Source organism: Streptomyces sp. NBC_00557 (genome assembly GCF_036345995.1).
GTDB lineage: Bacteria > Actinomycetota > Actinomycetes > Streptomycetales > Streptomycetaceae > Streptomyces.
In genome coordinates, this window is sequence record NZ_CP107796.1 from 2,183,397 (window position 1) to 2,209,581 (window position 26,185).

At 72.8% G+C, this 26,185-nt stretch carries 22 protein-coding genes and 1 pseudogene; 8 read left to right on the forward strand and 15 right to left on the reverse strand.

Annotation, left to right across the window (positions count from 1 at the left end):
* Nucleotides 1-117: 117 nt before the first annotated feature.
* The 3 genes from OG956_RS08875 to OG956_RS08885 all read right to left on the reverse strand — a co-directional run bounded on the left by OG956_RS08875 (nucleotide 118) and on the right by OG956_RS08885 (nucleotide 4,754).
* Nucleotides 118-918: a GNAT family N-acetyltransferase gene (locus OG956_RS08875; RefSeq protein ID WP_330337409.1), complete on the reverse strand. Its 801-nt coding sequence runs from the start codon at nucleotides 916-918 to the stop codon at nucleotides 118-120.
* A gap of 68 nt (nucleotides 919-986) precedes the next feature.
* A complete protein-coding gene (locus tag OG956_RS08880) occupies nucleotides 987-2,939 on the reverse strand; it encodes an IucA/IucC family protein (protein ID WP_330337410.1) in 1,953 nt (650 codons plus the stop codon).
* Between the two features lie 276 nt (nucleotides 2,940-3,215).
* Nucleotides 3,216-4,754, reverse strand: a complete 1,539-nt coding sequence (locus tag OG956_RS08885; RefSeq protein WP_330342778.1) for a diaminobutyrate--2-oxoglutarate transaminase family protein — start codon at nucleotides 4,752-4,754, stop codon at nucleotides 3,216-3,218.
* 551 nt (nucleotides 4,755-5,305) lie between these two features.
* Between OG956_RS08885 and OG956_RS08890 the strand changes: the two genes are divergently transcribed.
* Nucleotides 5,306-6,529 (forward strand): trypsin-like serine peptidase, encoded by a 1,224-nt coding sequence (locus OG956_RS08890; RefSeq protein ID WP_330337411.1) that lies wholly within the window; start codon nucleotides 5,306-5,308, stop codon nucleotides 6,527-6,529.
* Nucleotides 6,530-6,722: 193 nt separating this feature from the next.
* Here the strand turns inward: OG956_RS08890 and hflX are convergent, their stop codons facing one another.
* The 6 genes from hflX to miaA all read right to left on the reverse strand — a co-directional run bounded on the left by hflX (nucleotide 6,723) and on the right by miaA (nucleotide 16,251).
* The gene (gene hflX, locus OG956_RS08895; protein WP_330337412.1) at nucleotides 6,723-8,213 is read right to left on the reverse strand and encodes a GTPase HflX; all 1,491 of its coding nucleotides are present in this window, start codon (nucleotides 8,211-8,213) and stop codon (nucleotides 6,723-6,725) included.
* Nucleotides 8,214-8,451: 238 nt separating this feature from the next.
* A complete protein-coding gene (locus OG956_RS08900; RefSeq protein WP_330337413.1) occupies nucleotides 8,452-10,140 on the reverse strand; it encodes a M1 family metallopeptidase in 1,689 nt (562 codons plus the stop codon).
* Between the two features lie 387 nt (nucleotides 10,141-10,527).
* Nucleotides 10,528-12,819, reverse strand: a complete 2,292-nt coding sequence (locus OG956_RS08905) for a RelA/SpoT family protein (RefSeq protein ID WP_330337414.1) — start codon at nucleotides 12,817-12,819, stop codon at nucleotides 10,528-10,530.
* 283 nt (nucleotides 12,820-13,102) lie between these two features.
* Nucleotides 13,103-13,972: a diaminopimelate epimerase gene (gene dapF, locus OG956_RS08910; RefSeq protein WP_330337415.1), complete on the reverse strand. Its 870-nt coding sequence runs from the start codon at nucleotides 13,970-13,972 to the stop codon at nucleotides 13,103-13,105.
* A 402-nt stretch (nucleotides 13,973-14,374) separates the two neighbouring features.
* The gene (locus OG956_RS08915; protein WP_443065668.1) at nucleotides 14,375-14,854 is read right to left on the reverse strand and encodes a hypothetical protein; all 480 of its coding nucleotides are present in this window, start codon (nucleotides 14,852-14,854) and stop codon (nucleotides 14,375-14,377) included.
* Between the two features lie 458 nt (nucleotides 14,855-15,312).
* Complete coding sequence (miaA, locus tag OG956_RS08920) at nucleotides 15,313-16,251, reverse strand: tRNA (adenosine(37)-N6)-dimethylallyltransferase MiaA (protein ID WP_330337416.1); 939 nt, start codon at nucleotides 16,249-16,251, stop codon at nucleotides 15,313-15,315.
* 181 nt (nucleotides 16,252-16,432) lie between these two features.
* Between miaA and OG956_RS08925 the strand changes: the two genes are divergently transcribed.
* Nucleotides 16,433-16,726, forward strand: a complete 294-nt coding sequence (locus OG956_RS08925) for a hypothetical protein (RefSeq protein WP_330337417.1) — start codon at nucleotides 16,433-16,435, stop codon at nucleotides 16,724-16,726.
* Nucleotides 16,727-16,750: 24 nt separating this feature from the next.
* Nucleotides 16,751-17,035 (forward strand): antitoxin, encoded by a 285-nt coding sequence (locus tag OG956_RS08930; protein ID WP_330337418.1) that lies wholly within the window; start codon nucleotides 16,751-16,753, stop codon nucleotides 17,033-17,035.
* Nucleotides 17,036-17,175: 140 nt separating this feature from the next.
* Here OG956_RS08930 and OG956_RS08935 read toward each other — a convergent pair whose 3' ends face one another.
* Together OG956_RS08935 and miaB are read right to left on the reverse strand one after the other, a co-directional pair.
* Nucleotides 17,176-17,925 carry a class III extradiol dioxygenase subunit B-like domain-containing protein gene (locus OG956_RS08935; RefSeq protein ID WP_330337419.1) on the reverse strand — a complete coding sequence of 250 codons (750 nt, stop codon included), beginning with the start codon at nucleotides 17,923-17,925 and terminating at the stop codon, nucleotides 17,176-17,178.
* Nucleotides 17,926-18,065: 140 nt separating this feature from the next.
* Nucleotides 18,066-19,595 (reverse strand): tRNA (N6-isopentenyl adenosine(37)-C2)-methylthiotransferase MiaB, encoded by a 1,530-nt coding sequence (gene miaB / locus OG956_RS08940; RefSeq protein ID WP_330337420.1) that lies wholly within the window; start codon nucleotides 19,593-19,595, stop codon nucleotides 18,066-18,068.
* A gap of 110 nt (nucleotides 19,596-19,705) precedes the next feature.
* Here miaB and OG956_RS08945 point away from each other — a divergent pair, with 110 nt between their 5' ends.
* Nucleotides 19,706-20,131: an SRPBCC family protein gene (locus tag OG956_RS08945; protein ID WP_330337421.1), complete on the forward strand. Its 426-nt coding sequence runs from the start codon at nucleotides 19,706-19,708 to the stop codon at nucleotides 20,129-20,131.
* 30 nt (nucleotides 20,132-20,161) lie between these two features.
* Here the strand turns inward: OG956_RS08945 and OG956_RS08950 are convergent, their stop codons facing one another.
* The gene (locus tag OG956_RS08950) at nucleotides 20,162-20,434 is read right to left on the reverse strand and encodes a hypothetical protein (protein WP_330337422.1); all 273 of its coding nucleotides are present in this window, start codon (nucleotides 20,432-20,434) and stop codon (nucleotides 20,162-20,164) included.
* A gap of 53 nt (nucleotides 20,435-20,487) precedes the next feature.
* Between OG956_RS08950 and OG956_RS08955 the strand changes: the two genes are divergently transcribed.
* The gene (locus tag OG956_RS08955) at nucleotides 20,488-21,144 is read left to right on the forward strand and encodes a protein-L-isoaspartate(D-aspartate) O-methyltransferase (RefSeq protein WP_330337423.1); all 657 of its coding nucleotides are present in this window, start codon (nucleotides 20,488-20,490) and stop codon (nucleotides 21,142-21,144) included.
* 41 nt (nucleotides 21,145-21,185) lie between these two features.
* Here OG956_RS08955 and OG956_RS08960 read toward each other — a convergent pair whose 3' ends face one another.
* The gene (locus OG956_RS08960) at nucleotides 21,186-21,935 is read right to left on the reverse strand and encodes a PP2C family protein-serine/threonine phosphatase (RefSeq protein WP_330337424.1); all 750 of its coding nucleotides are present in this window, start codon (nucleotides 21,933-21,935) and stop codon (nucleotides 21,186-21,188) included.
* A gap of 135 nt (nucleotides 21,936-22,070) precedes the next feature.
* On the opposite strand from OG956_RS08960, the gene OG956_RS08965 reads away from it, so the two are divergent.
* Nucleotides 22,071-22,430, forward strand: a complete 360-nt coding sequence (locus OG956_RS08965) for a DUF6204 family protein (protein WP_330337425.1) — start codon at nucleotides 22,071-22,073, stop codon at nucleotides 22,428-22,430.
* A gap of 59 nt (nucleotides 22,431-22,489) precedes the next feature.
* Entirely contained in the window at nucleotides 22,490-22,933 is a 444-nt protein-coding gene (locus OG956_RS08970; protein ID WP_330337426.1) for a MarR family winged helix-turn-helix transcriptional regulator, read from the forward strand.
* Nucleotides 22,934-23,117: 184 nt separating this feature from the next.
* On the opposite strand, the pseudogene OG956_RS08975 reads toward OG956_RS08970, so the two are convergent.
* Nucleotides 23,118-23,516: pseudogene (locus tag OG956_RS08975) on the reverse strand (MazG nucleotide pyrophosphohydrolase domain-containing protein); the annotation flags it as partial.
* Between the two features lie 131 nt (nucleotides 23,517-23,647).
* Here OG956_RS08975 and OG956_RS08980 point away from each other — a divergent pair.
* The gene (locus tag OG956_RS08980; RefSeq protein WP_330337427.1) at nucleotides 23,648-24,646 is read left to right on the forward strand and encodes a TAXI family TRAP transporter solute-binding subunit; all 999 of its coding nucleotides are present in this window, start codon (nucleotides 23,648-23,650) and stop codon (nucleotides 24,644-24,646) included.
* Nucleotides 24,647-24,772: 126 nt separating this feature from the next.
* Here the strand turns inward: OG956_RS08980 and OG956_RS08985 are convergent, their stop codons facing one another.
* A complete protein-coding gene (locus tag OG956_RS08985) occupies nucleotides 24,773-26,176 on the reverse strand; it encodes a sensor histidine kinase (RefSeq protein WP_330337428.1) in 1,404 nt (467 codons plus the stop codon).
* Nucleotides 26,177-26,185 lie beyond the last annotated feature (9 nt).

The window sequence follows — 26,185 nt, forward strand, 5'->3', positions numbered from 1 at the left end:
AGTGGGTGGACGAGTGGGGGGAGGCAGCGGGCGCAGGAATTTCTCTGGATTCTCGGGTCGGCGGGAACTCGCACGGCACGCCGGTCGTACTACGTGCGACAGGACAGTCACGCTGCGCTACAGCACATCGCGCAGGACCCGGTCCCGGATCATGAGGGCGGCCCGCTTGCCGGGCAGGTCGACCTCGTCGGCGAACCGGAATCCCGCGCTCAGGAACGCTGCGACGGAGGGGGTGTTGCGAAGGTCGGGTTCTGCCACGACCCGTGCGCACGCGGGGCGCCGGTCGAGGATCAGGTCGGCCACGGCCCGCAGCAGGGTCGAGCCCACGCCCCGCCCTCGGTCCGCCGCTTCGCCGACGAGGAGATGGATCCCGATGTCGTGCGGCCGGGCCGGGTGGTGGCGGGCCAGTGGATCCAGGTCCGCCCGGTAGATCTCCCAGTAGCTCATCGGTGTGCCGTCCAGTGCGCCGAGGCAGGGCACGCTGCGTCCGTCGCCGTCGAGTTGCGCGCGCAGATGCTCCTCCGTCCGGTTCGGGGGCCCGGCCAGCTCCCAGAACTCCGCGACGGCGGGGTCGTTCATCCAGCGATGGACGAGCGGCAGGTCGTGACCGATACGCACAGGAACGAGGTGCAAGGAGCCGACGCGTGTGACCACCGGGCCCCACGTGTGGGGCTGACCCAGGAGATAGCCGGTGCCTCCGGCGAGGAGCGCGCGGAATTCGGCGGGCAGATGCAGGTCCAGCGTTTCCTCGCAGTCCCCGTCGTCGTCCTCGACGGCGAAGCCCGCGAAGGGGGCACTCCGGCTGCCCGTTCGGTCCGCAGCGGGGCGGCCGGAGGCCTCGTGAACAGGTGCGCCCGCGTGGGCGGGGGCACCGGGACGGGCAGGGCCGGGGCCGGCGTTCGCGTCGGTGGGAGGCATGGTGCGCTCCTCTCAGGAGACGAGGTGGGTCATGTTTCTCGGCAGGGCGGGGAGACGGTTCGATTCGTTCAGGGATGGAGGGGGTTGGCGATGGTGACGTAGACGGACTGGGTGTCGACCGGGCCGACGAGTTCGTCCAGGCCGTGCAGCCGGGTCAGCAGGTTGGCCTTGCAGCGCAGCACGGGTGAGTCGAGCAGGTGCCTGGGCAGGGGGGTGCGCAGTGCTCCGGGTCCCGCCGCGACCTCGCTCAGGAAGCGGCGGAAGCATGCGAGGAGGAGCCGCTCGTCGGCGAGGCGTTGGGAGCCGAACGCGCCGATCAGGCCCAGCACGTTGTTGACGGCGAGGTAGTAGGCGAAGCGTTCGTCGGTGACCTCGTCGGAGACGAAGGTGTCGCTGCGCTCGCCGATGCCGGGCAGCCGGGCGTCCAGTTCGGCCCGCCGGGACTCGCGGAAGTAGTAGCCCTGGTTGTCTCGGTAGCGGCCGCCGACGGGCCAGCCGTAGTCGTCGAGCAGGAGAAGGGTGTTCTGCTGGTGGGCCTCGAGGGCGATGCCGGCCTCGCTGTCCAGCCACAGCACGGGGCGGACGACCTGCGTCAGGTAGCGGAGGAACCACTCCGCGGCAACGGCTCCGACCGGTCGGCCGGTGCGGGCGGCGAGCCTCTCCACGAGCTCGGCCAGCCGTGAACGCATGGGCCAGGCGGTCAGCCGCGTCGAGGCGTCGGCGCCGTCGGGGACGGGCCGGGGCGAGACGAGTCCGGCGACACAGCCGACGTCGTCGGCCGGGGTGAACGGGTTGTGCCTGATCACCGCGTCCAGTCCGGGCACCGGCCGGCCGTCGGGGTCGTCGACGGCGAGCCACGCCGGGTCACGGACGATGTCGAAGCCGGGGTGCGCGGCCTGCCACTGCTTGAACAGGCCGGAGCGCAGGAGCCGGTGGACCTCGACTCCCCGATGGAGTTCCTTGCGCAGGTTCTCACGGCGGGAGTTGGTGATGCGCAGGCCCAGCGACAGCTTGAGCATCGCGGGGGCGCCGGACCTGTGGACCGTGCGTACGGAGGAGGTGGGATGCCAGGGGGCGCCGAGAGGGCCGAGGTCACGCAGGAGCCCGGCGTCGAGCAGGGCGCCGACGGGCTCGCGATGGCGCAGTTCCCGGGCCTGCCAGGGGTGCAGGGGCAGGGCGGCGTAGCCGTCGGGCAGCGGAAGGCCGGTCCCGGCGAGGCGCCGGGTGAGGTGACCGGCCGGCACGGGTCGGCCGCGCTCGGTCCAGGCCGAGTCGGTCGCGAGGAGAGAAGGGGCGACAGCCATCCAGTGCAGAGGGAAGGAGCCGCGCAACTCCGGTGAGTAGAGGCGGGTTTCCGCCTCGGTCAGGCCCTCCCGGCTCTTCGGGGTCGGGTGCAGGGGGTGTCCGAGGACGAGCGCCTGCTCGGCGGAGAGGAAGAGGTCCGGGACATCGGTGGGGTGCTCGCGGCGCTCGCGGAGGAAGGTCGCGGTGCGGCGGAGGGAGTCGGCCACCCTGGCCACGAGGTCACCGCCGTCGCCGGGGTCTGTGGTGCCCTGAGTCTCGGTGCCGGACGCGGCGCCCGTGTCACCGGCCGTCTCCCGGGCGAGCAGTGCCGCCAGGGTGACGGCGTCGACGGCGGGGGCGGTGTCGGGGGCGCCTGCGAGGCCCGGTGGGCCGAAGCGGTGCGTGCCCGTGGGGGACCAGTAGCGGACCGGCACGAGCAGGCAGGTGCCGCTGGCCGGAAGCGGGAGGCGCAGGGTGCCGGCGGTGGGGGCGGCGGAGGCTGTCTCACGGACCCAGCACCGCAGGAGGTTCTCCACGGTGGCGGCCTGGGCGGCGGTGCGTGGGTCGGGGTGCTCCAGCAGATCGGCGCCCGGCTCGGTGACTCGGGTGAGATCAGCGGTGCGGCGCTTCTGCTGGGGAACCGACTCGACGAGCGGCACGGGAGAGGCCGGGGCGCCGGAGTCTCCCTGTTCGTCGGGAGCGCCGGAGCTGCCGTCGGGAGTGGGGCTGGGGTTCATGACGGCTCCTCGTGGCTGGCTGGGGAGGTGCGGGGCTCGTGCCGTCGCTCGGGTGGTGTTCCTGCGCGGCCGCGGTCGCCTCGGCGGCGTCGGCGGTTGCCGCCGCCGAGGGCCAGGCCGGCGGGGAGAGCGGTTGTGCACGAGTGGGCTGTGGATGTGTCGTGGGCGGCCGGCTTCGGCCTGAAGGTCCTTGAGAGGAGGTGAAGTCGGATGGGGAAGGCAAGCGGTCCGATGGCTGGTGCGGGCGTCGCGAGCTGGGCGGTGTGGGCGCGGGGCTCAGCCCGCGCGCTGGGCAGGGCCATGGTGTGGACCGCGGTGTGGGCCGTGCTCCTCGTAGGCACGGGCCACCGCGGCCACCGCGTCCGCAAGGCGGTCCAGCACGGCCATGGCCTGCTCGTCGCTGATCGTGAGCGGGGGAAGCAGCCTGACCACAGCCGAGTGGCGGCCGCCGAGTTCGACGATCAGGCCGCGGTGGAGGCATTCCCGCTGGACGGCGACGGCGAGTTCGGGCGAGGCCGGGTGCGGGGCGCGGGCGCGTTCCCTGATGGTGGGTTCACTGCCAGGGGGTTCCGGGACGACGGGCCCAGGGTCGGCGGCGTCCGGGCCGACGGCTTCACGGCCGGCGGGTTCCGGGACGGTGCGTGCCGGGACGGTGGGCACGGGGTGGTCGTGGGGTTCCGGTCCGGTGCCTTCCGGGTTCACGAGCTCCACCCCGATCATCAGCCCACGCCCCCGCACCTCCCCGACGCACGCGAACGTGTCGGAGAGTTCGCTGAGTTGGTCCAGCATGCGGGCGCCGAGGTCGGCGGCTCGTGCGGCGAGTCCGTTTTCCCGGACGTAGGCGAGGGTCGCGGTGCCCGCGGCCATGGCGAGCTGGTTGCCCCGGAAGGTTCCCGCGTGGGCGCCGGGCGGCCAGACGTCGAGGTCGTCCCGGTAGACGATCACGGCCAGCGGGAGGCTGCCGCCGATGGCCTTGGACAGGACCATGACGTCGGGGGTGATTCCGCTGTGGTCGACGGCCCAGAAGGCGCCCGTCCTGCCCACTCCGGTCTGGATCTCGTCGGCGATCAGCGGAATGGACCGGTCCCCGGTGAGCTGTCGCATACGGCGCATCCAGTCGTCCGGCGCCGGGATCACCCCGCCCTCGCCCTGGACGGGTTCGAGGATCATCCCGGCGGGAAGGGGCACGCCCGACTTGGGGTCGTCGAGGAGGGACTCGGTCCAGCGGGCGGCGAGTTCGGCGCCGCGCGGTCCGCCGACGCCGAACGGGCAGCGGTAGTCCTGGGGATAGGGCAGGCGGGCGACCTGGACGTCGCGGGCGTCACCGGAGACGGACAGGGCGCCGGCGGTCATGCCGTGATAGGCGCCGGTGAAGGCCAGGATGCCCGGGCGGCCGGTGGCGGCGCGGACCAGTTTGAGGGCGGCCTCGACGGCGTCAGTGCCTGCCGGCCCGCAGAACTGGACGCGGGCCCGGTCGGCGAGCCCTGGAGGGAGGGTGCGGAACAGCTCGGTGATGAAGGCGTCCTTGACGGGGGTGGCCAGGTCGAGGACGGAGAGCGGAGCGCCGGAGTCGAGGACCCTGCGGATGGCTTGCAGCACGACCGGATGGTTGTGTCCGAGGGCGAGGGTGCCGGCTCCGGAGAGACAGTCCAGGTAGCGGCGTCCGTCGGCGCCCTCGATGGTGAGCCCGCGGGCCCGGACCGGGACGATGGGCAGGGCCCGGGCGTAGGTGCGGGCGGAGGATTCACGCGCCGACTGACGTCTGAGGATTCCCTCGTGCAGCGCACGCGCTTGCCCGGGCATGCCCCCGGCCATCGACTCCGTAGCGGCCACGGCTCGCTGTCCTCCCGGCTGTCCACAGGCGAGTTGCTCGACGGGGACCGGGTGCAGGCAGCTGGCCCCCCACCGCTACAACCGCGAAGGGTTCGACGGGTTACGGTTTCACCCAAGATCATTGCCGGGACGGAACGGCGGCACGCGCGGCGCACGGCCGCCGACGGGCTGGCTCGCGGCGCAACCCACGGAACTGTGATCGGTGTTGGACTCGTCCGCCCCGATGACGCCCCACCCGATGACACGCACGCTTGATGACGCGCACACCCGACGACGCGCACACCCAGGTGACGCGCACGCCCGATGGCGTCCGCGCCGTGAGTGAACGTCAAATCGGGCAATCCGTGGATGACGGGCCTGGTCAGACGGCTTGTAGCCGAACCGTTGCCGTTCCGGCGGAAGTCGCCCACAGCGAGCGCATAGTGTGTGATGCCGTTCCTAGGCGGTCGTGGGACCGGCATGAACTCCCCATGAGTTCACGGCCGGTGGCGCGGCCGAAGCGCCGAGTACCTTCACTCAGGGGGAGTCAGAGCATGCGATCCATACGGCCGTCGTTCACCGTCCGGCGAGGGAGTGGCCCCCGCCGGACCTCCCCCGCACTGGCGGCGGTCGCCCTCGCCTCGGCGCTGGCGCTCACCGCCACCGCCTGCAACGGCGACGACACGGCCGACGGCAAGCCGAGCGCCTCCGCGACCGCGGCCAGTGGCGGCGACGGCAAGATCCAGATCCCGGACGACCTCAAGCAGAGGCTGAAGGAGCACGGGATCGACATCGACAAGTGGAAGAACGGCGCCTGGAAGAACTGGAACAAGCAGGACTGGCTGCGCGAGGCCAACGACTTCATCAACCCGATCATCAAGGGTCTGTGGAACCCCGACCGGATGCGTCACGCCAACGACCCCAACAAGGGTGTCCACGACAACGACATCTCCGGTGACCAGGGCGTGACGGACCCGACCCCGCAGCCGGTGAAGGCCCAGGCGGTCGTACCGCCGTACCACACCACCGCGCCTGCCTCGGGCAAGGTGTTCTTCGACTCGCCCGAGGGCCACATGGTGTGCTCGGGCACGGTCGTGGAGGACCCCGCCCACCCGGGCAAGTCCAACCTGGTGTGGACGGCGGGGCACTGCGTGCACGCCGGCAAGAACGGCGGCTGGTACCGCAACATGGCCTTCGTGCCGTCGTACAACAACTCGGGCAAGTCGGTTGCCCAGTTGCAGAACGCCAGCCGGTCCGAGATCGCGCCGTACGGCGTCTGGTGGGCCAACGGGGCGCGTACCTCGCAGCAGTGGATCGACCAGGGCGGTGAGAGCGGCGGCAACGGTGCGCCGTACGACTTCGCGGTGATCCATGTGACCCCGGAGCAGGGCAACGGCGGCAGGTCGTTGGAGGAGACGGTCGGCGGGGCGCTGCCGGTGAACTTCGACGCGCCGGCGGTGCCGAAGGTCAGCAGCATCACCGCGTCCGGCTACCCGGAGGCGGCTCCGTTCGACGGTCAGTTGCTGTACCAGTGCAAGGACAAGCCGGGCCGGCTGTCCATCAGCCAGTCGGATCCGACGATGTACCGGATCGGCTGCACGATGACGGCGGGTTCCTCCGGTGGCGGCTGGGTGGAGACGGGTGCCGACGGCAAGCCCGCGCTCGTGTCCAACACCTCCATCGGTCCGGTGACCTCGGGATGGCTCGCCGGTCCCCGGCTGGGTCCGGTGGCCAAGGACGTGTACGCGTCGATGAGCAAGAAGTTCGCCGGGCAGTGAGGGCGGCCAGCCCGGACGTCCCGCCATAGGGGTCGCTGTGCGTGGGTGGCCGAATGTCGTCGCCGACTGTCGTCCGTGACCGGTCGCGCCCACGCGGCGAAGCCGCACACTGGCACGGCTCCGCGCCCCTGACCGGGCGCACGAAGGCCCGCCCCCTCGTACAGAGGGAGCGGGCCTTCGGTACAGCCGGGGGTCAGGCCGCCGAGACCGGGGTGTACGGCGCCAGGTCCGCTGCCAGTTCCTCGTGCACCCGGACCTTGAGCAGGGTGCCCTCCGCGGTGTGCTCCTCGGAGATCACCTCGCCCTCGGTGTGGGCGCGGGCGACGAGCTTGCCGTGCGTGTACGGCACGAGCACCTCGATCTCGACCGCCGGGCGGGGCAGCTCGTTGTCGATCAGGGCGAGCAGTTCCTCGATGCCCCGGCCGGTGCGGGCCGAGACGGCGATAGAGCGCTTCTCGACCCGGAGCAGCCGCTGGAGGACCAGCGGGTCGGCCGCGTCCGCCTTGTTGATCACGACGATCTCGGGCACGTCGGTGGCGCCGACGTCCCGGATCACCTCGCGCACGGCGGCGAGCTGCTCCTCCGGGTTCGGGTGCGAGCCGTCCACCACGTGCAGGATCAGGTCGGAGTCGCCGACCTCCTCCATGGTGGAGCGGAACGCCTCGACCAGGTGGTGCGGCAGGTGCCGGACAAAACCGACGGTGTCCGCCAGCGTGTACAGCCGGCCGCTCGGCGTCTGCGCCCGGCGGACGGTCGGGTCCAGGGTCGCGAACAGGGCGTTCTCGACCAGGACGCCGGCGCCCGTGAGGCGGTTGAGCAGGGACGACTTGCCGGCGTTGGTGTAACCCGCGATGGCGACGGACGGCACCTTGTGGCGCCGGCGCTCCTGGCGCTTGATCTCGCGGCCGGTCTTCATCTCTGCGATCTCCCGGCGCATCTTCGCCATCTTCTCGCGGATCCGCCGCCGGTCCGTCTCGATCTTGGTCTCACCGGGGCCGCGCGTGGCGAGTCCGCCGCGACCGCCACCCATCTGCCGGGACAGGGACTGACCCCAGCCGCGGAGCCTCGGCAGCATGTACTGCATCTGAGCGAGCGCGACCTGCGCCTTGCCCTCGCGGGACTTGGCGTGCTGGGCGAAGATGTCCAGGATCAGGGCCGTACGGTCGATGACCTTGACCTTGACGACGTCCTCCAGCTGGATCAGCTGGCCCGGGCTCAGCTCACCGTCGCAGATGACGGTGTCCGCGCCGGTCTCGATCACGATGTCCCGCAGCTCGGCGGCCTTGCCGGAGCCGATGTAGGTGGCCGCGTCCGGCTTGTCACGGCGCTGGATGACGCCGTCGAGCACGAGCGCGCCCGCGGTCTCCGCGAGGGCGGCCAGCTCCGCGAGGGAGTTCTCGGCGTCCTGCGCGGTGCCGGTGGTCCACACTCCGACGAGCACGACCCGCTCCAGGCGGAGCTGGCGGTACTCGACCTCGGTGACGTCCTCCAGCTCGGTGGACAGACCCACCACGCGGCGCAGGGCCGCACGCTCGGACCGGTCGAACTGGTCGCCGTCCCGCTCGCCGTCGATCTCGTAGCTCCAGGCGACGTCCTCTTCCATCAGGGCATCGGCCCGAAGACCCTCGGGATAGGCGTGCGCGAGGCGCTTGGTGTCCTGGGAAGGGGAAGAAGAGGAGGTCATTGGATCCTTACGTCGATGGGATGCCGTTACGGCGTCGGTGGCGCGGGCCCGCAGGACCGCGTGTATGTCGTCAACGTACGAGTGCCCCGGGAGATTCCCGCGTCCCGTCCGGCCCGACCCGAAGATGGTCGCACGAGGCGGCTCGTCCCGTCACCGTGTTATCGCGCGCCCGCGGTGCCCGGGCTCCCGCCGTGACCCCACGTGCCCGGCCTCACGGCCACGGGGACGACGTCACGTCTCACCGCACGCTCCTCGGCCTTCCCGCACCGCCGCCCTGTGCCGCGGTGTGGCGGTGCGCGGCGCGGCCGGCGGGGCCTGCGGCCTTGGCCGGGGCCAGCGGCTTCCAGTCCGGGTGGCCCGGCATCGGCGGGGTCTTCTCGCCGTACAGCCATGCCTTGAAGAAGCCGGTCAGGTCGCGGCCGGAGACCTCCGAGGCCAGCTGGACGAAGTCTGCGGTACCGGCAGTGGAATCCCGGTGCTCGCCGACCCAGACGCGCTCCAGCCGCTCGAAGGCCGGCCGGCCGATCTCCTGCCGCAGGGCGTAGAGGACCAGGGCCGCGCCGTCGTACACGTTGGGCCGGAAGATGCCGATCTTCTGGCCCGGGGCGGGCGGCTTGGGCCGGGCGGGCGGGCCGTCCGCCTGGCGCCAGCGGTCGGAGGCGCCGTAGGCGGCCTTCATCCGCTCCTCCATCGGCCGGTGGGCGGTCTCCTGGGCGTACAGCTCCTCGTACCAGGTGGCGTGCCCCTCGTTCAGCCAGACGTCGGACCAGGTGCGGGGGCTGACGCTGTCGCCGAACCACTGGTGGGACAGCTCGTGCACCATGACCGACTCGACGTACCACCTGGGGTAGGCAGGCTCGGTGAACAGGTTCTTCTCGAAGAGCGAGAGGGTCTGTGTCTCCAGTTCGAACCCGGTGGAGGCCTGGGCCATGAGCAGCCCGTACGTCTCGAAGGGGAACGCACCGACCTTGCTCTCCATCCAGGCGATCTGCCCGGGCGTCTTGGCGAGCCACGGCTCGAGGGCCTTGGCGTCGGAGCCGGGCACGACGTCGCGCACCGGCAGTCCGTGCGGTCCCTCGCGGCGCAGCACGGTGGAGCGGCCGATGGACACCTGGGCGAGTTCGGTGGCCATGGGGTGCCGGGTGCGATAGGTCCAGGTGGTCGTAGGGCCGGCCCGGTCCGCTCCGGCGGGCAGCCCGTTGGCGACGGCGGTGTAGCCGTTCGGGGCGGTGACGTGGAAGGTGAACATCGCCTTGTCGGACGGGTGGTCGTTGCACGGGAAGACCAGGTGGGCGGCGTCGGTCTGGTTGGCCATGGCGAGACCGTCGGTGGTGCGCACCCAGCCGCCGTCCTGGTCCTTGGCGGCGACGGGATCACTGGTGTGCCGCACCGTGATCCGGGTCCAGCTGCCCTCCGCGAGGGGGCTCTCCGGGGTGACGACCAGGTCCTCGCCGGTGCTGGTGAAGGACGCCGGACGCCCGTCGACCTCGACCGACCGCACGGTGCCGTGGGCGAAGTCCAGGTTGATCCGGTCCAGGCCGGCGGTGGTCCGGGCGTCGATGGTGGTGACGGCTTGGAGGGGTTTGTCGTTGCTGCCGGGATAGGTGAGGGACACGTCGTACGACGCAACGTCGTAGCCGGGGTTGCCCAGGTACGGGTAGAGCCGGTCGCCGATGCCGAGCGGCTCGGCCGGGGCCGCGGCGGCGAGGAGGCAGACGGAGACGGCGGAGGCGAGCAGGGCCGCCTTCTGATGCCGGGAGATCCGGGGCCGGGCACGGAGCCGGGCGGTCCTGAGCGGGACGGGGGCGGACCGGGCGGTACGGGGCTCGGCCGGGCCGGACCGGGCGGTACGGGGCTCGGCGGGACCGGACTGGGCGGTGCGGGGGTGGGAGCGGGCCTGCGGGTCGACGCGAGGGTTGAGCGGCATGGACCACCGCTACCAGTGCGCTTCCGCGCCGCGACGGCGACTCGCGCCCGGCCCACCCGAACGGGTTCCGTCCGGAGGGCCTTCTGATCCAAGCCCGGCGGCCTGTCGCTCAAGTGACCGGCGAGCCCCGGATCAGGCCACTCGCGGCCTGCCGCTCAAGCGACCCGCGAGCCTCGGATTGAGCCACCCGCAGCCTGCCGGCCAAGCAACCAGCGAGCCCCGGATCTAGCCCCCGGCAGCCTGCCGGGCAAGCAACCGGCAGGGCTCGGGCCAAGCGACTCGCGGCCTTTCCCCGCCTCGCGGCCTTTCCCCGCCTCGTGTCCTTCCCCCCGGCCATCCCGCAGGCAACGCGGGCCAGGCACCCCCCCTGGCGGCGGTCGGCGGTCCTCAGTTCCCCGGCGTCTGGTGCTGGGCGCGGGCCACGTCGTACACGCCCGGGACGTCTCGCATGGCGCGCATCACGGACGGGAGGTGGGCGGCGTCGGGGAGCTGGAGGGTGTAGGTGTGCCGGACCCGCTGCTGGCTGGGCGGTTCCACGGTGGCCGAGACGATGTCGGCGCCCGCCGAGGAGATCGCCTCGGTGAGGTCGGCGAGCAGATGGGGGCGGCCGAACGATTCAGCGACCAGGGTGACCCGGCACTCGGTGGTGTCCCCCCAGCGCACACCGATCTCCGCGCGCCCCTTGCTCTTCATGTGCGTCACCGCGGCGCACTCCACCCGGTGCACGGTCACCACTCCCCCGCGCACCGCGAAGCCGGTGATCTCGTCCGGTGGCACGGGGGTACAGCATCCCGCGAGCCGTACGGAAGCGCCCGGCCGGTCGACGAGGACGTCGGGGCGCCGGGGGCGGGCGGGCTCGGCGCCCGGCGCCGGAGCGGCGCCGGTGCGCGCACCGGTCAGCGGGTGCTGCGCGGCATCGGCGCGCGCGCCGGTCGCGGGGCGCGGACCCGTCGTGGAGCGCGTACCGGTCGCGGGGCGTGGCGCTGCGACGCGCTCGGCCGGTTCGGTGCGGGGGTCGGCCGTGTCGTCCGTCCCGGCGCCGCCGCCGGGGTGGGTGGCCAGCCAGCGCTGGATGGCGATGCGGGCGGCCGGGGTGTGGGCGTGCTCCAGCCATTCGCGGGAGGGCTCGGAGGCGGGGTCCTGCCCCATGAGGAGCTGGACCGTGTCGCCGTCCTTCAGGACGGTGCTGAGGGTGGCCAGGCGGCCGTTGACGCGTGCACCGATGCAGGCGTGCGCGTCCTCGCCGTACTGGGCGTAGGCGGCGTCCACGCAGGTGGCGCCCTCGGGCAGGCCGAGGGTGCCGCCGTCGGGGCGGAAGACGGTGATCTCGCGGTCCTGGGCGAGGTCCTCGCGCAGGGTGGACCAGAAGGTGTCGGGGTCGGGTGCGGCCTGCTGCCAGTCGAGGAGGCGGGAGAGCCAGCCGGGGCGGGTGGGGTCGGCACGCTCGCCGTCGGTGGGGGCGTCGGAGGCGGGGGCGTCGGAGGCCGCGGCGTAGGGGTTGCCGAGGGCGATGACACCGGCCTCGGCGACCTTGTGCATCTGGTGGGTGCGGATGAGGACTTCGACGACCTGCCCGTCGGGGCGGGCGACGGCGGTGTGCAGCGACTGGTACAGGTTGAACTTGGGTACGGCGATGAAGTCCTTGAACTCCGAGACGACCGGCGTCATACAGGTGTGCAGTTCGCCGAGGACGCCGTAGCAGTCGGCGTCCTCGTTCACCAGCACGAGCAGGCGGCCGAAGTCGGTGCCGCGCAGCTGCCCGCGTTTGCGGGCGACGCGGTGGACGGAGACGAAGTGCCGGGGGCGGATGAGGACTTCGGCCTGCAGGCCGGCCTCGCGCAGCACTCCGCGCATCTCGTCGGCGACCTCCGCGAGCGGGTCGTCGCCGCGGGCGGCGTTCTCGGCGATCAGTTCGCGGGTGTGCTCGTACTCCTCGGGGTGGAGGATGGCGAAGACCAGGTCCTCCATCTCGGTCTTCAGGGCCTGCACGCCGAGGCGTTCGGCGAGCGGGATGAGGACGTCGCGGGTGACCTTGGCGATCCGTGCCTGTTTCTCGGGGCGCATCACGCCGAGGGTGCGCATGTTGTGCAGGCGGTCGGCGAGTTTGATCGACATCACGCGCACGTCGTTGCCGGTGGCGACGAGCATCTTGCGGAAGGTCTCCGGCTCGGCGGCGGCGCCGTAGTCGACCTTCTCCAGTTTCGTGACCCCGTCGACGAGATAACGGACCTCCTCGCCGAACTGTTCCCGCACCTGATCAAGCGTCACATCGGTGTCCTCGACGGTGTCGTGGAGCAGCGAGGCGGTCAAGGTCGTGGTCTCGGCGCCGAGTTCGGCGAGGATCAGGGTCACCGCGAGCGGGTGGGTGATGTACGGCTCGCCGCTCTTGCGCATCTGGCCGCGGTGCGAGGACTCCGCGAGGACGTAGGCGCGGCGCAGCGGGTCGAGGTCGGCGTCGGGGTGGTGGGCGCGGTGTGCCTCCACGACGTGGCTGATCGCGTCGGGCAGCTTGCCGCGGACGGCGGGGCCGAGCAACGCGGCCCGGCCGAGCCTCCGCAGGTCGATCCGGGCCCGGGATTTCCTGCGGTCCGCTCTGGGCACCGCGGGGGCGGTGGCCGCCGCGGACGCCGTGGGCGCTACCGGGCCAGGACTCGCGGGGTTCGTGGCCTCCGCACTCATGGGCACCTCCGGCTCGTGGACCGGCGGACGGGGCCCCAGGGCGTACGCGGCTCAGGGATGGCGACGTTCCCCCGTCCGTGCCGGTGCTTGATGCTATCGAGCCCACCACGCGCGACCGACCGCCTCTCGCCGAGCGTGAAACGGATCACCCATTCGAGCGAAGAGATCGATGTTTAGGATTTGCGCCAACCACCCAGGGGCCGCCCCTCGTTCCACCGGCCCCCGGCCAACGGAAACCGCTGATACGGGACCTGAGGACGTCCTTCGGGCCGGTCGCTTCGGATCAGCGGAGGGCGCTTTCCAGCCAATCTCCGTCGATCTCGCCCTCGGCGACGATCACGGCGGGTCCGGTCATCTCGATCTCGCCGTCGGGCCGTTCGGTGATGGTCAGACGGCCGCCGGGCAGGTCGACGGTGTACGTGACCGGGGTGCCGGTGGCCGCCGGGTCGGCGCCGTCGCGGCGGGCCGCGGCCACGGCGACCGCGCACGCGCCCGTGCCGCACGAACGGGTTTCGCCGGAGCCGCGCTCGTGCACGCGCATGGCGACATGGCGGGGGCCGCGGTCGACGACGAACTCGACGTTGACCCCGTCCGGGTACGCGGACGCCGGGCTGACCGGCGGCGGGCTGTAGAGGGTGCCGGCCTGCGCAAGGTCGTCCACGAAGGCGACCGCGTGCGGGTTGCCCATGTTCACGTTCCGCGCGGGCCAGCTGTGCTCGCCGACGCTCACCGTGACCTCGCCCTCCGGCAGCCGGGCGCGGCCCATACCGACGGTGATGTCGCCGTCCTTGGCGATGTGGACGGTCTTCACGCCCGCGCGCGTGGCGATCGCGAGGTCGCCCTGGCCCACATGACCGGCGTGCTGGAGGTAGCGCGCGAACACACGAACGCCGTTGCCGCACATCTCGGCGACCGAGCCGTCGCCGTTGCGGTAGTCCATGAACCACTCGGCCTCGGCCGCCATCGCCCGGGCCTCCGGGTGGGCGGCGGACCGCACCACGTGCAGCACCCCGTCCCCGCCGATGCCGGCGCGGCGGTCGCACAGGGCGGCGACGGCGGCCGGGCTCAGGTCGAGGGCGTTCTCCGGGTCCGGGACGATCACGAAGTCGTTCTCGGTGCCGTGACCCTTGAGGAAGGGGATCGGTGTGCTCATTCCTCGATCGTACGGGGTCGCAGCGCCGGGCTGGCCGATGGGAGGCGGGGTGGCCGCGGTGGTGGAGGCCGCGGCCCGGCGGGGGTCGATCGCGCAGTTCCCCGCGCCCCCTTCGGGCCCCGCGCCCCTTCGGGTCCCGCGCGGCTTCGGGTCCCCGGGTTCCTTCGGACCCTGCGCCGTTTCGCGTCCCCCGCGCCCTTCGGGTCCCGCGCGGCTTCGGGTCCCCGGGCTCCTTCGGACCCTGCGCCGTTTCGGGTCCCCGCGCTCCTCCGGATCCTGCGCCGTTTCGCGTCCCCGCGCCCTTCGGGTCCGGCGCGGCTTCAGGTCACACGCAGTTTCGCGTCCCGCGCGGATTTGGATCCCCCCGCTGCTCAGCGGTCCCGCACCGCTTCGTGCCCAGCTCTAGCGGAGCCTTGCGACGCGCCACACCGCGAGGACGACCACCACGGCCACCAGGAGGACGTATCCGAGGACGACCCGCCAGTCGGGGCGGCGGCCGGAGCCCCGGGCGGGCAGGCCGGGCCAGGTGTAGCCCACGCGGCGGGCGGCCATCATGCCCCAGCCGGCGGCGCAGGAGCAGATCAGCAGGCCGAGCATGGCGATGACGGCGCCGCTGTCACCGAAGTCGAAGGCGAGCGGGAAGGCGAACATCAGGGAGCCGACGGCGGACAGTCCCACGATGGGGGCGAGCTGCCACAGGCGCAGCCTGCGCTGCGGACGCAACTCGACCTCGACCTTCGGACCGTCGGAGTACATCTCCTCCGGCTCGGGCCCGTCGTCCGTCACTCCGTCCGGCACCTCGTCGGGGCCGTCGTCGGCCAGCCGGACTCCGCTCAGGGGCTCCTCGCCCAGCCGCGAGTCACCCAGGGGCTCCTCGCCCAGCCGGGAATCCCCCAGGGACTCGTCGCCCAGCCGGTCCTCGGCATGCCGCTGCTCGATCACGCGGGCCTCGGCGCGACGGACCTCCACGTGACGGTCCTCCGCGCGACGGTCTTCGGCGGGACGGCCGTCGGCCAGGCCGCTGCGCTCCGTGTCCAGGCGGCCTCCGGACAGCCGGTTCCCGCCCGGCCGGTCTCCGTTCCGCCGCTCTTCGGCCAGGTTCCGGCGGTCTTCGGCCAGACCGCCCTCGGCCGGGCAGTCGTCGGTCGGACGGCCGCCGCGCGGGTCCGGTTCGTCACCGGCGGTGGTGACATGCTCGGCACTGTGTGCGGTGTCGCGAGGGCCGGCCTCCATCGCCACGCGCCCTCCCAACTAGGCTCCACTTGGTCGATCGAAGCTCGATGATGGCACGGCGCCGAAGGCAGCGATGACCGGCGGCGCATCCCGATGCCATGACGTGATCAGGCTGTAACCGGTCGTTCGACCAACGCCAGGGCCTGGTGCGGAAGTTCCCCGCGGTCCGCCACGGCCCCGCTCAGCCAGTGCACCCGGGGATCGCGCCTGAACCACGAATCCTGACGGCGCGCGAAGCGCTTGGTCGCACGCACGGTCTCGGCCCGCGCTTCCGCTTCCGTGCACTCCCCGGCGAGCGCCGCCAGCACCTGCTGGTAACCCAGCGCACGCGACGCCGTGCGCCCCTCGCGCAACCCCTGCGCTTCCAGGGCGCGCACCTCGTCCACGAGACCGGCCTCCCACATCCGGTCGACGCGGCGCGCGATGCGCTCGTCCAGTTCCGGACGGGCCACGTCGACCCCGATCTGGACGGTGTCGTACACGGAGTCGTGGCCCGGCAGGTTCGCGGTGAAGGGCCGCCCGGTGATCTCGATCACTTCCAGTGCCCGGACGATACGGCGGCCGTTGCTCGGCAGGATCGCGCGGGCGGCCTCCGGGTCGGCGGCGGCCAGCCGGGCGTGCAGCGCGCCGGAACCGCGCAGCGCCAGCTCCTCCTCCAGGCGGGACCGGACCACGGGGTCGGTGCCGGGGAACTCCAGGTTGTCGACGGCCCCACGGACGTAGAGGCCGGAGCCGCCGACCAGGATGGGCCACCGGCCCTCGGCGAGCAGTGCGTCGATCCGGGCGCGGGCCAGCTTCTGGTACTCGGCGACGGAGGCGGTGACGGTGACGTCCCAGATGTCGAGCAGATGGTGCGGGACGCCGCCGCGCTCCTCGGGTGTCAGCTTGGCGGTGCCGATGTCCATCCCTCGGTACAGCTGCATGGAGTCCGCGTTGACGACCTCCCCGCCGAGCTGCTGGGCGAGGAAGACGCCGAGATCGGACTTTCCGGCCGCGGTGGGTCCGACGACGGCGATGACGCGGGGGGTGGAGGGTGCACTGCTCACCGCACCAGTCTCGCAAACCTCCAGGCGGTGCCTCGAACGAGTTACGTGACGGGTCGGATCCCTGATCGTTGCCCGTGCGGATACCGCCATCCGGATCACCGGAGGCGGTGACCCGGGCGGCGCAACCGTACGCACCGGGTGACGCGGGAATTCGCCCGCACGAGTACCGTATGGAGTGGATATGGGCGTTTTTGCACGACTCCTCGGCAGGTCGAAGACGGCTCCGGAGGCGTCGGCCGCCGAGGCGCAGACCGGCGCGGAGCCGGACGGGGCCGAGGCGGAGGAAACCGAGTCGGCTCAGGCCGAGGCGGCGGGCACGACGGAGGCGAAGGGTTCGGCCGGGGACACCGGCGAGGACGCGGCGGAGCGCTGCGGCACCGCCGCGGACGACGCGTCCGACGGCTCCGGCATCCCCAGGCAGCAGTCCGCCGAGGAGGCCGCCGACAACGAGTCCGGCGAGGGCGCCCGCAGGTAACCGCCCCGCGAGGGAAGGTGGACCATGGGTCTGATGGACAACATGAAGGCCAAGCTCGGCCCGGCCAGGGACAAGGTGTCGGACCTGGCGCGACAGCACGGGGACAAGGTCCAGCACGGCATCGACAAGGCCGCGAAGGCCGTGGACGAGCGGACCAAGGGGAAGTACAGCGACAGGATCCAGGCGGGCACCGGGAAGGCCAAGGAGGCGTTCGACCGCCTCGCGCACAAGGAAGGCCCCGGCACGGCGACGGGCCCCGGCCGGCCGACGAGCCCCACCCCGCCGGAGGGACCGCCACCGGCTTCCTGAGTCTCGCAACGGCATGCTCACCAAGGGCATGCGGAACGGCGGACGGCCGCGGAGCCGGTGTGCTCCGCGGCCGTCCGCCGTTCCGTTCCGCACCCCGCAGCCGACAGCCCTCAACCTCCAGGACCCCTGGCCCGCAACCGCTAGGACCAAGTGGCCACTACATACCCCACGCCGTACGGCGCGTCCTCGTACAGCAGGGAGCCGGTGAGGGCCGTGTCCTGCGCGGCGCCGGCCAGGATCTGCCAGGGGGCCCGGCCGGAGGCCTTCAGTTCGTGCGCCAGGGCGGGGTCGAGCGCCTGGAGGGCCGGGACGTCCGCCGTGCCCAGCGCCCGCGCGACCTCCGCGTCGAAGGGCGCCGCCCGCTCGTCCAGGTAGCCCGGAGCCTTGACCGTCCGGCACGCGCTGGCGTCTCCCATCACCAGCAGCGCCACCCGCTCCGCCCGGGCGCCGGTCTCGCGGCCGGCTTCGGCGCACCGCTCGGGCGTCAGCGACTCCTCGACCCCGAGCCCCTCGATCGGGGCATCGGCCCAGCCGGTCCGCTCCAGCAGCCACGCGCCGACGGCCAGCGACGGCGGCAGCTCACGCTCGGAGGGCTCGAAGGGCTCGGAGGGCTCGGAGGGCTCGGAGCCGGTGTACCCGGCGGAGCCCAGCCGTACCCGCACGTCGACCCCGAACCCGCGGAAGGATCCCGGAGTGCCCTGCGGGAATGTTCCGCCCCCGCTCTCCCCGCCGGGCCCGACGACCACCAGAAGGTCCGGACGGGCGGCCGCGAGCACGCCCAGCGCGTCGGAGCACGCCGAGCGCGCGGCGTCCATCTCGGGAGCGGCGCCCGCGGCCACCTCGGGCACGAGCAGCGGAGGGCACGGACAGACAGCGGCGGCGACAAGCATGATCGGCAGGGTACGCCGTACGACGGCCGCCGGCCGAGACGGTCCGCGAGGGGCACGCCGGTCGGGCCGATGACGCGAGCACGTCCTCGTCACCCTCGCCGGCGCGCCCTGGCGGTCTGCCGCCGGGCGGCCGAAGGCGGTCAGTCGCAGCCGCAACCGCTGCCCGTCGCGACCGGCAGCGGCTCCGGCGCGCCGACCCTCGGCAGGCCCAGCATGACGCCGGCCGGCTTGGCGGCCTCGGCGGCGTTGCGCTTCTCCCAGGCGTCGCCCGCGCGCGTGCGGCGCACGGACAGGACGGGGCCCTCGGCGAGGAGGTGGTGCGGGGCGGCGTACGTCACCTCGACCGTGACCACGTCACCCGGGCGCACCTGCTGCTCCGGCTTGGTGAAGTGGACCAGGCGGTTGTCGGGGGCGCGGCCGGAGAGGCGGTGCGTGGCGCCGTCCTTGCGGCCTTCGCCCTCGGCGACCATCAGCTCCAGCGTGCGGCCGACCTGCTTCTTGTTCTCCTCCCAGGAGATCTCCTCCTGGAGTGCGACCAGCCGCTCGTAGCGCGCCTGGACGACCTCCTTGGGGATCTGGTTCTCCATCGTGGCGGCCGGGGTGCCGGGCCGCTTGGAGTACTGGAAGGTGAAGGCCTGCGCGAACCGGGCCTCACGGACGACGTGCAGGGTCTGCTCGAAGTCCTCCTCGGTCTCGCCGGGGAAGCCCACGATGATGTCGGTGGTGATCGCGGCGTGCGGGATGGCGGCCCGGACCTTCTCGATGATCCCGAGGTAGCGCTCCTGGCGGTAGGAGCGGCGCATCGCCTTCAGCACGGTGTCGGAGCCGGACTGCAGCGGCATGTGCAGCTGCGGCATCACGTTCGGGGTCTCGGCCATGGCGGCGATCACGTCGTCGGTGAAGTCGCGCGGGTGCGGGGAGGTGAAGCGGACCCGCTCCAGGCCCTCGATGGTGCCGCAGGCGCGCAGCAGCTTGCTGAAGGCCTCGCGGTCGCCGATGTCGGAGCCGTAGGCGTTGACGTTCTGGCCGAGGAGCGTGATCTCGGAGACGCCCTCGGCGACCAGCGCCTCGACCTCGGCGAGGATGTCGCCGGGCCGGCGGTCCTTCTCCTTGCCGCGCAGGGCCGGGACGATACAGAAGGTGCAGGTGTTGTTGCAGCCGACGGAGATCGACACCCAGGCCGCATACGCGCTCTCGCGCCGCGTCGGCAGCGTCGACGGGAACGCCTCCAGCGACTCGGCGATCTCGACCTGCGCCTCGTCCTGCACCCGGGCGCGCTCCAGCAGGACGGGCAGCTTGCCGATGTTGTGCGTGCCGAAGACGACGTCCACCCAGGGCGCCTTCTTCACGATGGTGTCGCGGTCCTTCTGCGCGAGGCAGCCGCCGACCGCGATCTGCATGCCGGGCCGCGAGGCCTTCTTCGGCGCGAGCCGGCCGAGGTTGCCGTACAGCCGGTTGTCGGCGTTCTCCCGCACCGCGCACGTGTTGAACACGACCACGTCGGCGTCCCCGTCCGCCCCCTCGGGGGCCCGCACGTATCCGGCCTCTTCCAGCAGGCCGGCCAATCGCTCGGAATCGTGGACGTTCATCTGGCACCCATAGGTGCGGATCTCGTAGCTCTTGGGTGCGTGCACGTCCACTGCGGGGCTCCGGTCGCTGCTGCTGGTCATGCGTCAAGGGTAGGCGCTGCCGGAAGGGCCCCGTCCCGCCTCCCCGGCCCTGCCGGGCGCACACTGGTAGCAGAAGGCCAGGCGTCATGAGCTGCACATGGAGGTACGCCATGAGCACCCTCGAACTGCACGTCGACGTCGACGTCCCGATCGACGCGGCCTGGGATTCCCTGCACCGGCTGGAGAACTACCCGCGCTTCGTGCAAGGAGTGCGGGGCGCCCGTACGGAGGCGGGCGGCCGAGCACATCTGGAGGTGGAGGCGGGCGGCCGTTCCCGTGAGGTCGAGGCCGAGGTGACCGACCGCGGTGAGCACGTGATGGAGTGGCTCACCAGGGGCGCCCCGGAGCTGGCGGGTTCCTTCTCGGTCCAGCCGATCGACCAGAACCACACCCGGATCCAGGCACGGGTGGAGTACGACCCCGAGACCGTCCGGGGCACCTTCGGCGGTCCGAAGGGGTTCGCCCAGACCAACGCGATCCAGCGGCTCGTCCGCAGCGATCTGGAGCACTTCAAGGAGTACGTGGAGCGCGGGTGAGCGGCCGGACGCGGTAGCCGAAGCGCCCGGTCAGGTCTCCATCACGGCGGCGCAGTCCGGGCAGACGAGCGAGGCGTGCTCCTCCGGATACCAGGGGGCTCCCGGGCCTTCGGAGGGCGTCCCGGCCGTCTCCATGGCGAAGGTGTCCTTGCCGCACAGGGTCCGGGGCCCAGCGGTCGTGCGCGATCCGGGAGCGGCCGGTGCCGCGTGCACCCTGCGGACGCGCCGTTCCACGCCGGTCCGTTGCGCTGCGGAGCGCGTGGCCGCCGGGTTGTCGAGTTCGTAGACGACGATCTCGCTCATGCCTCCACGGTAGGCGCCCGCGCCGTCGGGGGCGCGAGGTGGTGAGCCGGTCCGTGCACGCCGTACCCGGAGCACCGGACGATCTCGTGCGGGCCCTGGTGGCCGCCGGGATCGCGGACGAGCGGCTGCTCGAAGCCGTGCGGGCGACGCCCCGGGCGGCGTTCGTCCCGGCCGGCGAGCGGGCCGCCGCCTACCAGGACGTGCCCGTCCCGATCGGCGAGGGGCAGGTCACCACGCAGCCCTCGCTGTCCGCCCTCATGATCGAGGCCCTCTCGCTGAGCGGGTCGGAGCACGTCCTCGAGGTCGGCACGGGCCTCGGATTCCAGACCGCGCTGCTCGCGCGGCTGGCCGCCGACGTGGTCAGCGTGGAGATGAGGCCGGACATAGCCCGCCGGGCGCGCGAGAACCTGGCGCGTCACGGTGTGCCGAACGTGGACCTGCGGGTCGGCGACGGCAGCGGCGGCGTGCCGGACCGGGCGCCGTACGACGCCGTCCTCGTGTCGGCCGCGTTCCCCGAGGTGCCCGCTCCGCTGGCCGCGCAGGTGCGGCCGGGTGGCCGCCTGGTGCAGCCGGTCGGGCCGGGCGGGCACGAGCAGGTCGTGTGCTTCGCGCGCACCGCCTCCGGGCTGACGCGGCTGCGGGTGGTGACCGGGGCCTGCTTCGTCCGGCTGCGGGGGCGGTACGGCTTCCCGCCGGACGAGGCGGAGTGACGCGCGGGAGTGCGGGGGCCGGTGGCTTTCCCGGCCGCGGCTCACTCGTCCGAGACGCGTACGACCGCCAGCGTGATGTTGTCCGGGCCGCCCGCCTCGATGGCGGCCTTCCACAGCTCGAAGGCAGCCCGGCCGTCGTCGTGCTCGCGCATCACCTCGTCGAGGACGTCCGTCGGCACCGGATCGGTCAGACCGTCGGTGCAGACGAGATAGCGGGCGCCCGGCGAGAGGGACTCGGTGGCCACATGGGGGCGGACGGGGCGGTACGAGGGGCTGCCGCCCAGGCACTGGGTGACGATGGACGTGGTGCGCTGCCCGGGTTCGAGGGGCGGGCTGTCGTCGACGCTCACCTGGCGCAGCCCGTCGCCGGACGCCGCGAAGACCCGGCTGTCGCCCACGTTGAACACCAGCAGCGAGTCCGGCTGCACGACGAGGCCGGCGACCGTCGTGCCCATGGCGGCGAGCTCGCCCGGCTCGTCGCCTCCGGCGGCCTCGTACACGGCGCGGTTGCAGGCGCTCAGGGCGTCGCGCAGGGTGTCCTCGCTGCTCAGAGCGGGGCCGACGGACGCGATCCGGCGGGCGACCAGGGTGCTGGCCACATCGCCGCCGGGATGCCCGCCGAGGCCGTCGGCGACGGCGACGACCAGGGGCGTGCCGAGCGGGAACACAAAGGTCTGCGGACTCTCCGTCACCGTGGCGCACAGCGTCCACGGCCCGGCCACCAGACTGTCCTCGTTGCGTTCGCGGAGCAGCCCCGGATGGCTCAGCGCACTCACCGCCACGTACCGCATGCAACGCACCGCCCTGTGAGAGCCGGCAGCCGCCGTCGGGCTCCGGTCGCCGCCGGTGTACGGGTCCAGAGTAGGCACCGTCCGCCTCCGGAAACCCGGTGGATGGGGCGGGCCGGCTGTGTCTAGGGTCGGGCGATGACCACTCGCACCTTCCGGATCACCGTCCGCGGCGCCTTCGACGAACTCACCGACGCCCAGCGGGCGGGGCTGCTGGCGGACGCCGCCGAGCACGACGTGCTGCGTGCCGCGTTCACGCCCGAGGGCACCCTCACCTACGACATCGCCGCCCGGCCGGCGTTCGTCTTCCGCTTCTCCGACAGCGGGGAGGACGAGGAGGACATCCTGGAGGCGACCGAGCGGGCCGAGGCGGCCGCGAAGGCCTGGCTGACCGAGCGCGGCTACGGCTTCAAGCACCTCCGCTCCAGTGCCGAGGACCTCTCCCAGGCTCCGATGGGCAAGCGGCAGCGGCGCGCGGCCCGTTCGAACGGGGCATAAACTTGACTACTCAAGGAAACTGCAAGCGAATGCCGGGCGCATGGGCGTGAGCTGGGGCGATGAGTGACCCCCTGGACGCGGTGCTGCGGCTGGTACGGGCCCAGGCGGCGCTGGTACGGCGCTTCGCCTCCCGGCTGAGCGGGCTGCACGGCGTCAGCCTCGCCGACTTCACCCTGCTGCTGCGGCTGTCGCAGGCGCCCGGCGGACGGATGCGCCGCGTCGACCTCGCCGAGGCACTGGGCATGACGGCCTCCGGGGTCACGCGCGGGCTGGCGCCGCTGGAGCGGATCGGACTGGTGACCCGCGAGCCGGACGCACGGGACGCGCGCGTGGCCTACGCGTCGCTGACCGCGACGGGCCGCCGGCGACTGCGGGAGATGACCGCCACGGCCGAGGAGACCGCCACCGAGATCTTCACCGCCCCAGCATGGAGCGGCGAGACCATCGCCCAGCTGTCGACCCTGCTCACGCGTCTCGGCGGCACCGGCCTGACCGGCGACTGACCCTCGGCAGGCATTGATCCGCAGCACGCGTCGGCCCCGGCAGGCGATGCGTCCGCCCTCGGCACGGGTTGCGGCGGCGCTCGTCCGCCTAGGCGCTCGTCCGTTCCTCGCCCGCGGCGCTGGCCCGCTGCTGTCCCGTGGCGCTCGCCCGCTGCTGGGCGCTTGTCCGGGAAGAGCCGTTCTGCGCCGCCGGTCTCCAGCCCTGGCGGCGCAGTACGGCCGACACGTCCGGTGCGCGGTAGTGCTCGCCCTTGAGCACCTTGCCGTCGGCCCGGCGGGCGACCTGCCCGTCCGGGCCGAGCTTGCTCATGTTGGCGCGGTGGATCTCGGCGATCACCTCGTCGAGGTCGATGCCGTGCACCAGCGCCGTGCCGTACGCCACGTAGACCACGTCCGCCAGTTCGTGCGCGAGTCTGTCCAGCGGTCCGTCGACGGCCACCTCGGCGACCTCCGCGGCCTCCTCGGCTAGCAGCTCCCCGCGGTGCGCGGCCAGACCGGGGCCCACCTCCGTCGGCGTACTGCGGGCGTCCAGGCCGAAGGCGTGGTGGAACTCTCGGACGAGGTCGGCGGGCGAAGTGCTCATGCGACGACTGTAACGGCGGCCACTGACAGTGCCCGCCGTCCTTCTCACGGCGCCGCCCGGAGCCCTCCGTGCACCGGCCCCGCGTGCCTCGGCCCTGGTCAGGGTCGCGCCCGGCCTGGCAGGATCGCCGCATGTCCAAGGTCTTCCCCCGTCTCGGCAGGCGCCGGGCGCTGCCGGCCGCGGCCGCCGGCGCCGTGGTGCTCGGTCTCCTGCTGTGGTGGCTGCTGCCGCTGGGCGAGAAGCCGCCGAGCGGGACGATCGTCTTCAGCACGGGCACGCCCCGGGGGGTCTACCAGGAGTACGGCGAGCGGCTGCGCGCCGAGTTCGCCAAGGACATGCCCGATCTGAAGGTGAAGCTGCTGAACAGCGCCGGTTCGCAGGAGAACGTGCAGCGGGTGGCGACCGGCCGGGCCGACTTCACCATCGCGGCGGCCGACGCGGTGGAGGCGTACGAGCTGGCGCACGGCAGCGGCGCCGGGCGGCTGCGCGGAGTGGCCCGGCTGTACGACGACTACGTGCACCTCATCGTGCGCAGCGACTCGGACATCAGGAACGTCGCGGATCTGCGGCACAAGCGGGTGGCGATAGGGCTGCCCGACTCCGGGGTGCGGCTGATCGCCGACCGGGTGCTCAGGGCCTCCGGCATCGACCCGCGCAAGGACATCACGCCGTTCTCGGACGGCATCGACACCGGGCCCGGCCGGCTGGGGCGGGGCGGGATCGACGCCTTCTTCTGGTCGGGCGGCCTGCCGACCAAGGGGCTCGTCGGGATGGCCAGGAAGGGCGCCTTCAAGTTCGTGCCGATCGAGGGCGATGTCGTCAAGCGACTGCACGGCCAGGGCCAGGAGTCGCGCTACTACCGGGCCACCAACATCCCCGAGTCCGCCTATCCGGCCGTGCAACAGGGCACCGAGGTGCCGACCCTCGCGGTGTCCAACCTCCTGATGACCCGCGCGGACGTGGACCCCCGGCTCACCGAATGGGTGACCCGCACGGTGATCAAGAGCCGCGACGGCATAGGCGCCCATGTCCACTCCGCCCAGCTGGTCGACCTGCGCACCGCCATCTACACCGACCCACTGCCCCTCCAGGAGGGCGCCCGCCGCTACTACCGCGAGGTGAAGCCTTAGGGCCGACGGTCCCGGCACCCCCAGCTCCCGGTATGAGCGGACGGCTCTGAAGCGCCCTGGACTCCGGTACGGCCCGGCGCCCCGCGGACCTGACATCCCGACACCGGCCCCGGCCCCGGCCCCCGCTCACGCCTCCCCGTGCCTCGGAACCCTCACCGTCACCCGCAGGCCCCGCGGCTCGTGGTGGGCGTACTCGATCGAGCCGCCGCCGGCCGTGAGAAGGGTGCGCACGATGGACAGGCCCAGGCCCGAGCCCTTGACGTTCTGGTGGCGGCCGCTGCGCCAGAAGCGGTCGCCCACGCGGGCGAGTTCCTCGTCGGTGAGGCCGGGCCCGGTGTCGGTGACGACGACCGTGGAGGTGTCGCCGTCGGCGGCCACGGTGACCTCCACCGTGCCCCCCTCGGGGGTGAACTTCACCGCGTTGTCGATCACCGCGTCCAGGGCGCTGGACAGGGTGATCGGGTCCGCCCAGGCGGTCGTGGGCGGGCAGTCCCCGGTGAGCCGGACGCCGTTGGCCTCGGCGGCCGGCGCCCAGGCGGCGACCCGCTCCTCGGCGAGCGCGCCGATGTCGGTCACCTTCAGGTCCGCCTCGGCGTGCTCGGCCAGCGCGAGGTCGAGCAGGTCGTCCAGAACCTGCGCGAGGCGCTTGCCCTCGGTGCGCACCGAGGCGATCTCCTCGTTGTCCTCCGGGAGTTCGAGTGCCAGCAGTTCGATGCGCAGCAGCAGCGCCGAGAGCGGGTTGCGCAGCTGGTGCGAGGCGTCCGCGACGAAGGCGCGCTGCTGCTCCAGCACGTCCTCGACGTTGTCCGCCATCTCGTTGAACGAGCGGGCCAGCCGCCTGAGTTCCGGCGGGCCGCCGGCGACCGCCACCCGGGACTTCAGCCGTCCGGTGGCGATGTCGTGGGTGGTGGCGTCCAGGACCCGTACGGGCCGCAGCACCCAGCCGGTCAGCCGCAGCGCCGCGCCCACGGCCAGCAGCATCGCCGCGATCTCGCCCGCCCCGATGATCATCCAGCCGCGCAGGGTCCGGGAACGCATCTGGCCGGTGGGCGAGTCGGTGACCACGACCGCCACCACGTCCCCGTCCCGGATCACAGGCGAGGCCACGACCAGCCGGCTGTGCTGCCAGGGCCACACCTGTCGGGGGTCATGGCTGCGCCGGCTGAGCAGCGCCTCCTCGAAGGCGTCCCGCACCTCCCCCGTCCGCGGTACGAACCAGTCGTCGGGGGCGTTGGCCATCGCGGAGCCGTTGCGGTAGAAGACGCCCGCGCGGATGCCGTAGACGTCGTAGTAGCTGGCGAGTTCGCTGCGCAGCGCCTGCAGGCGGTCGTCGGTGCCGGTGCGGCGCGATCCGCTGGGCCCGGCGGTCACGAACTGGGCGAGCGCCGCGAAGCGTGCCGTGTCGTCGATGCGGTCGACGACGACCTTCTGCTGCTGGGCGGCGGCCAGGCTGACGGCGAGCGGGACCCCGAGGGCGAGCAGGACCGCCGCCATCAGGACGATGAGCAGCGGCAGCAGACGTGCGCGCACCCGGCCCCG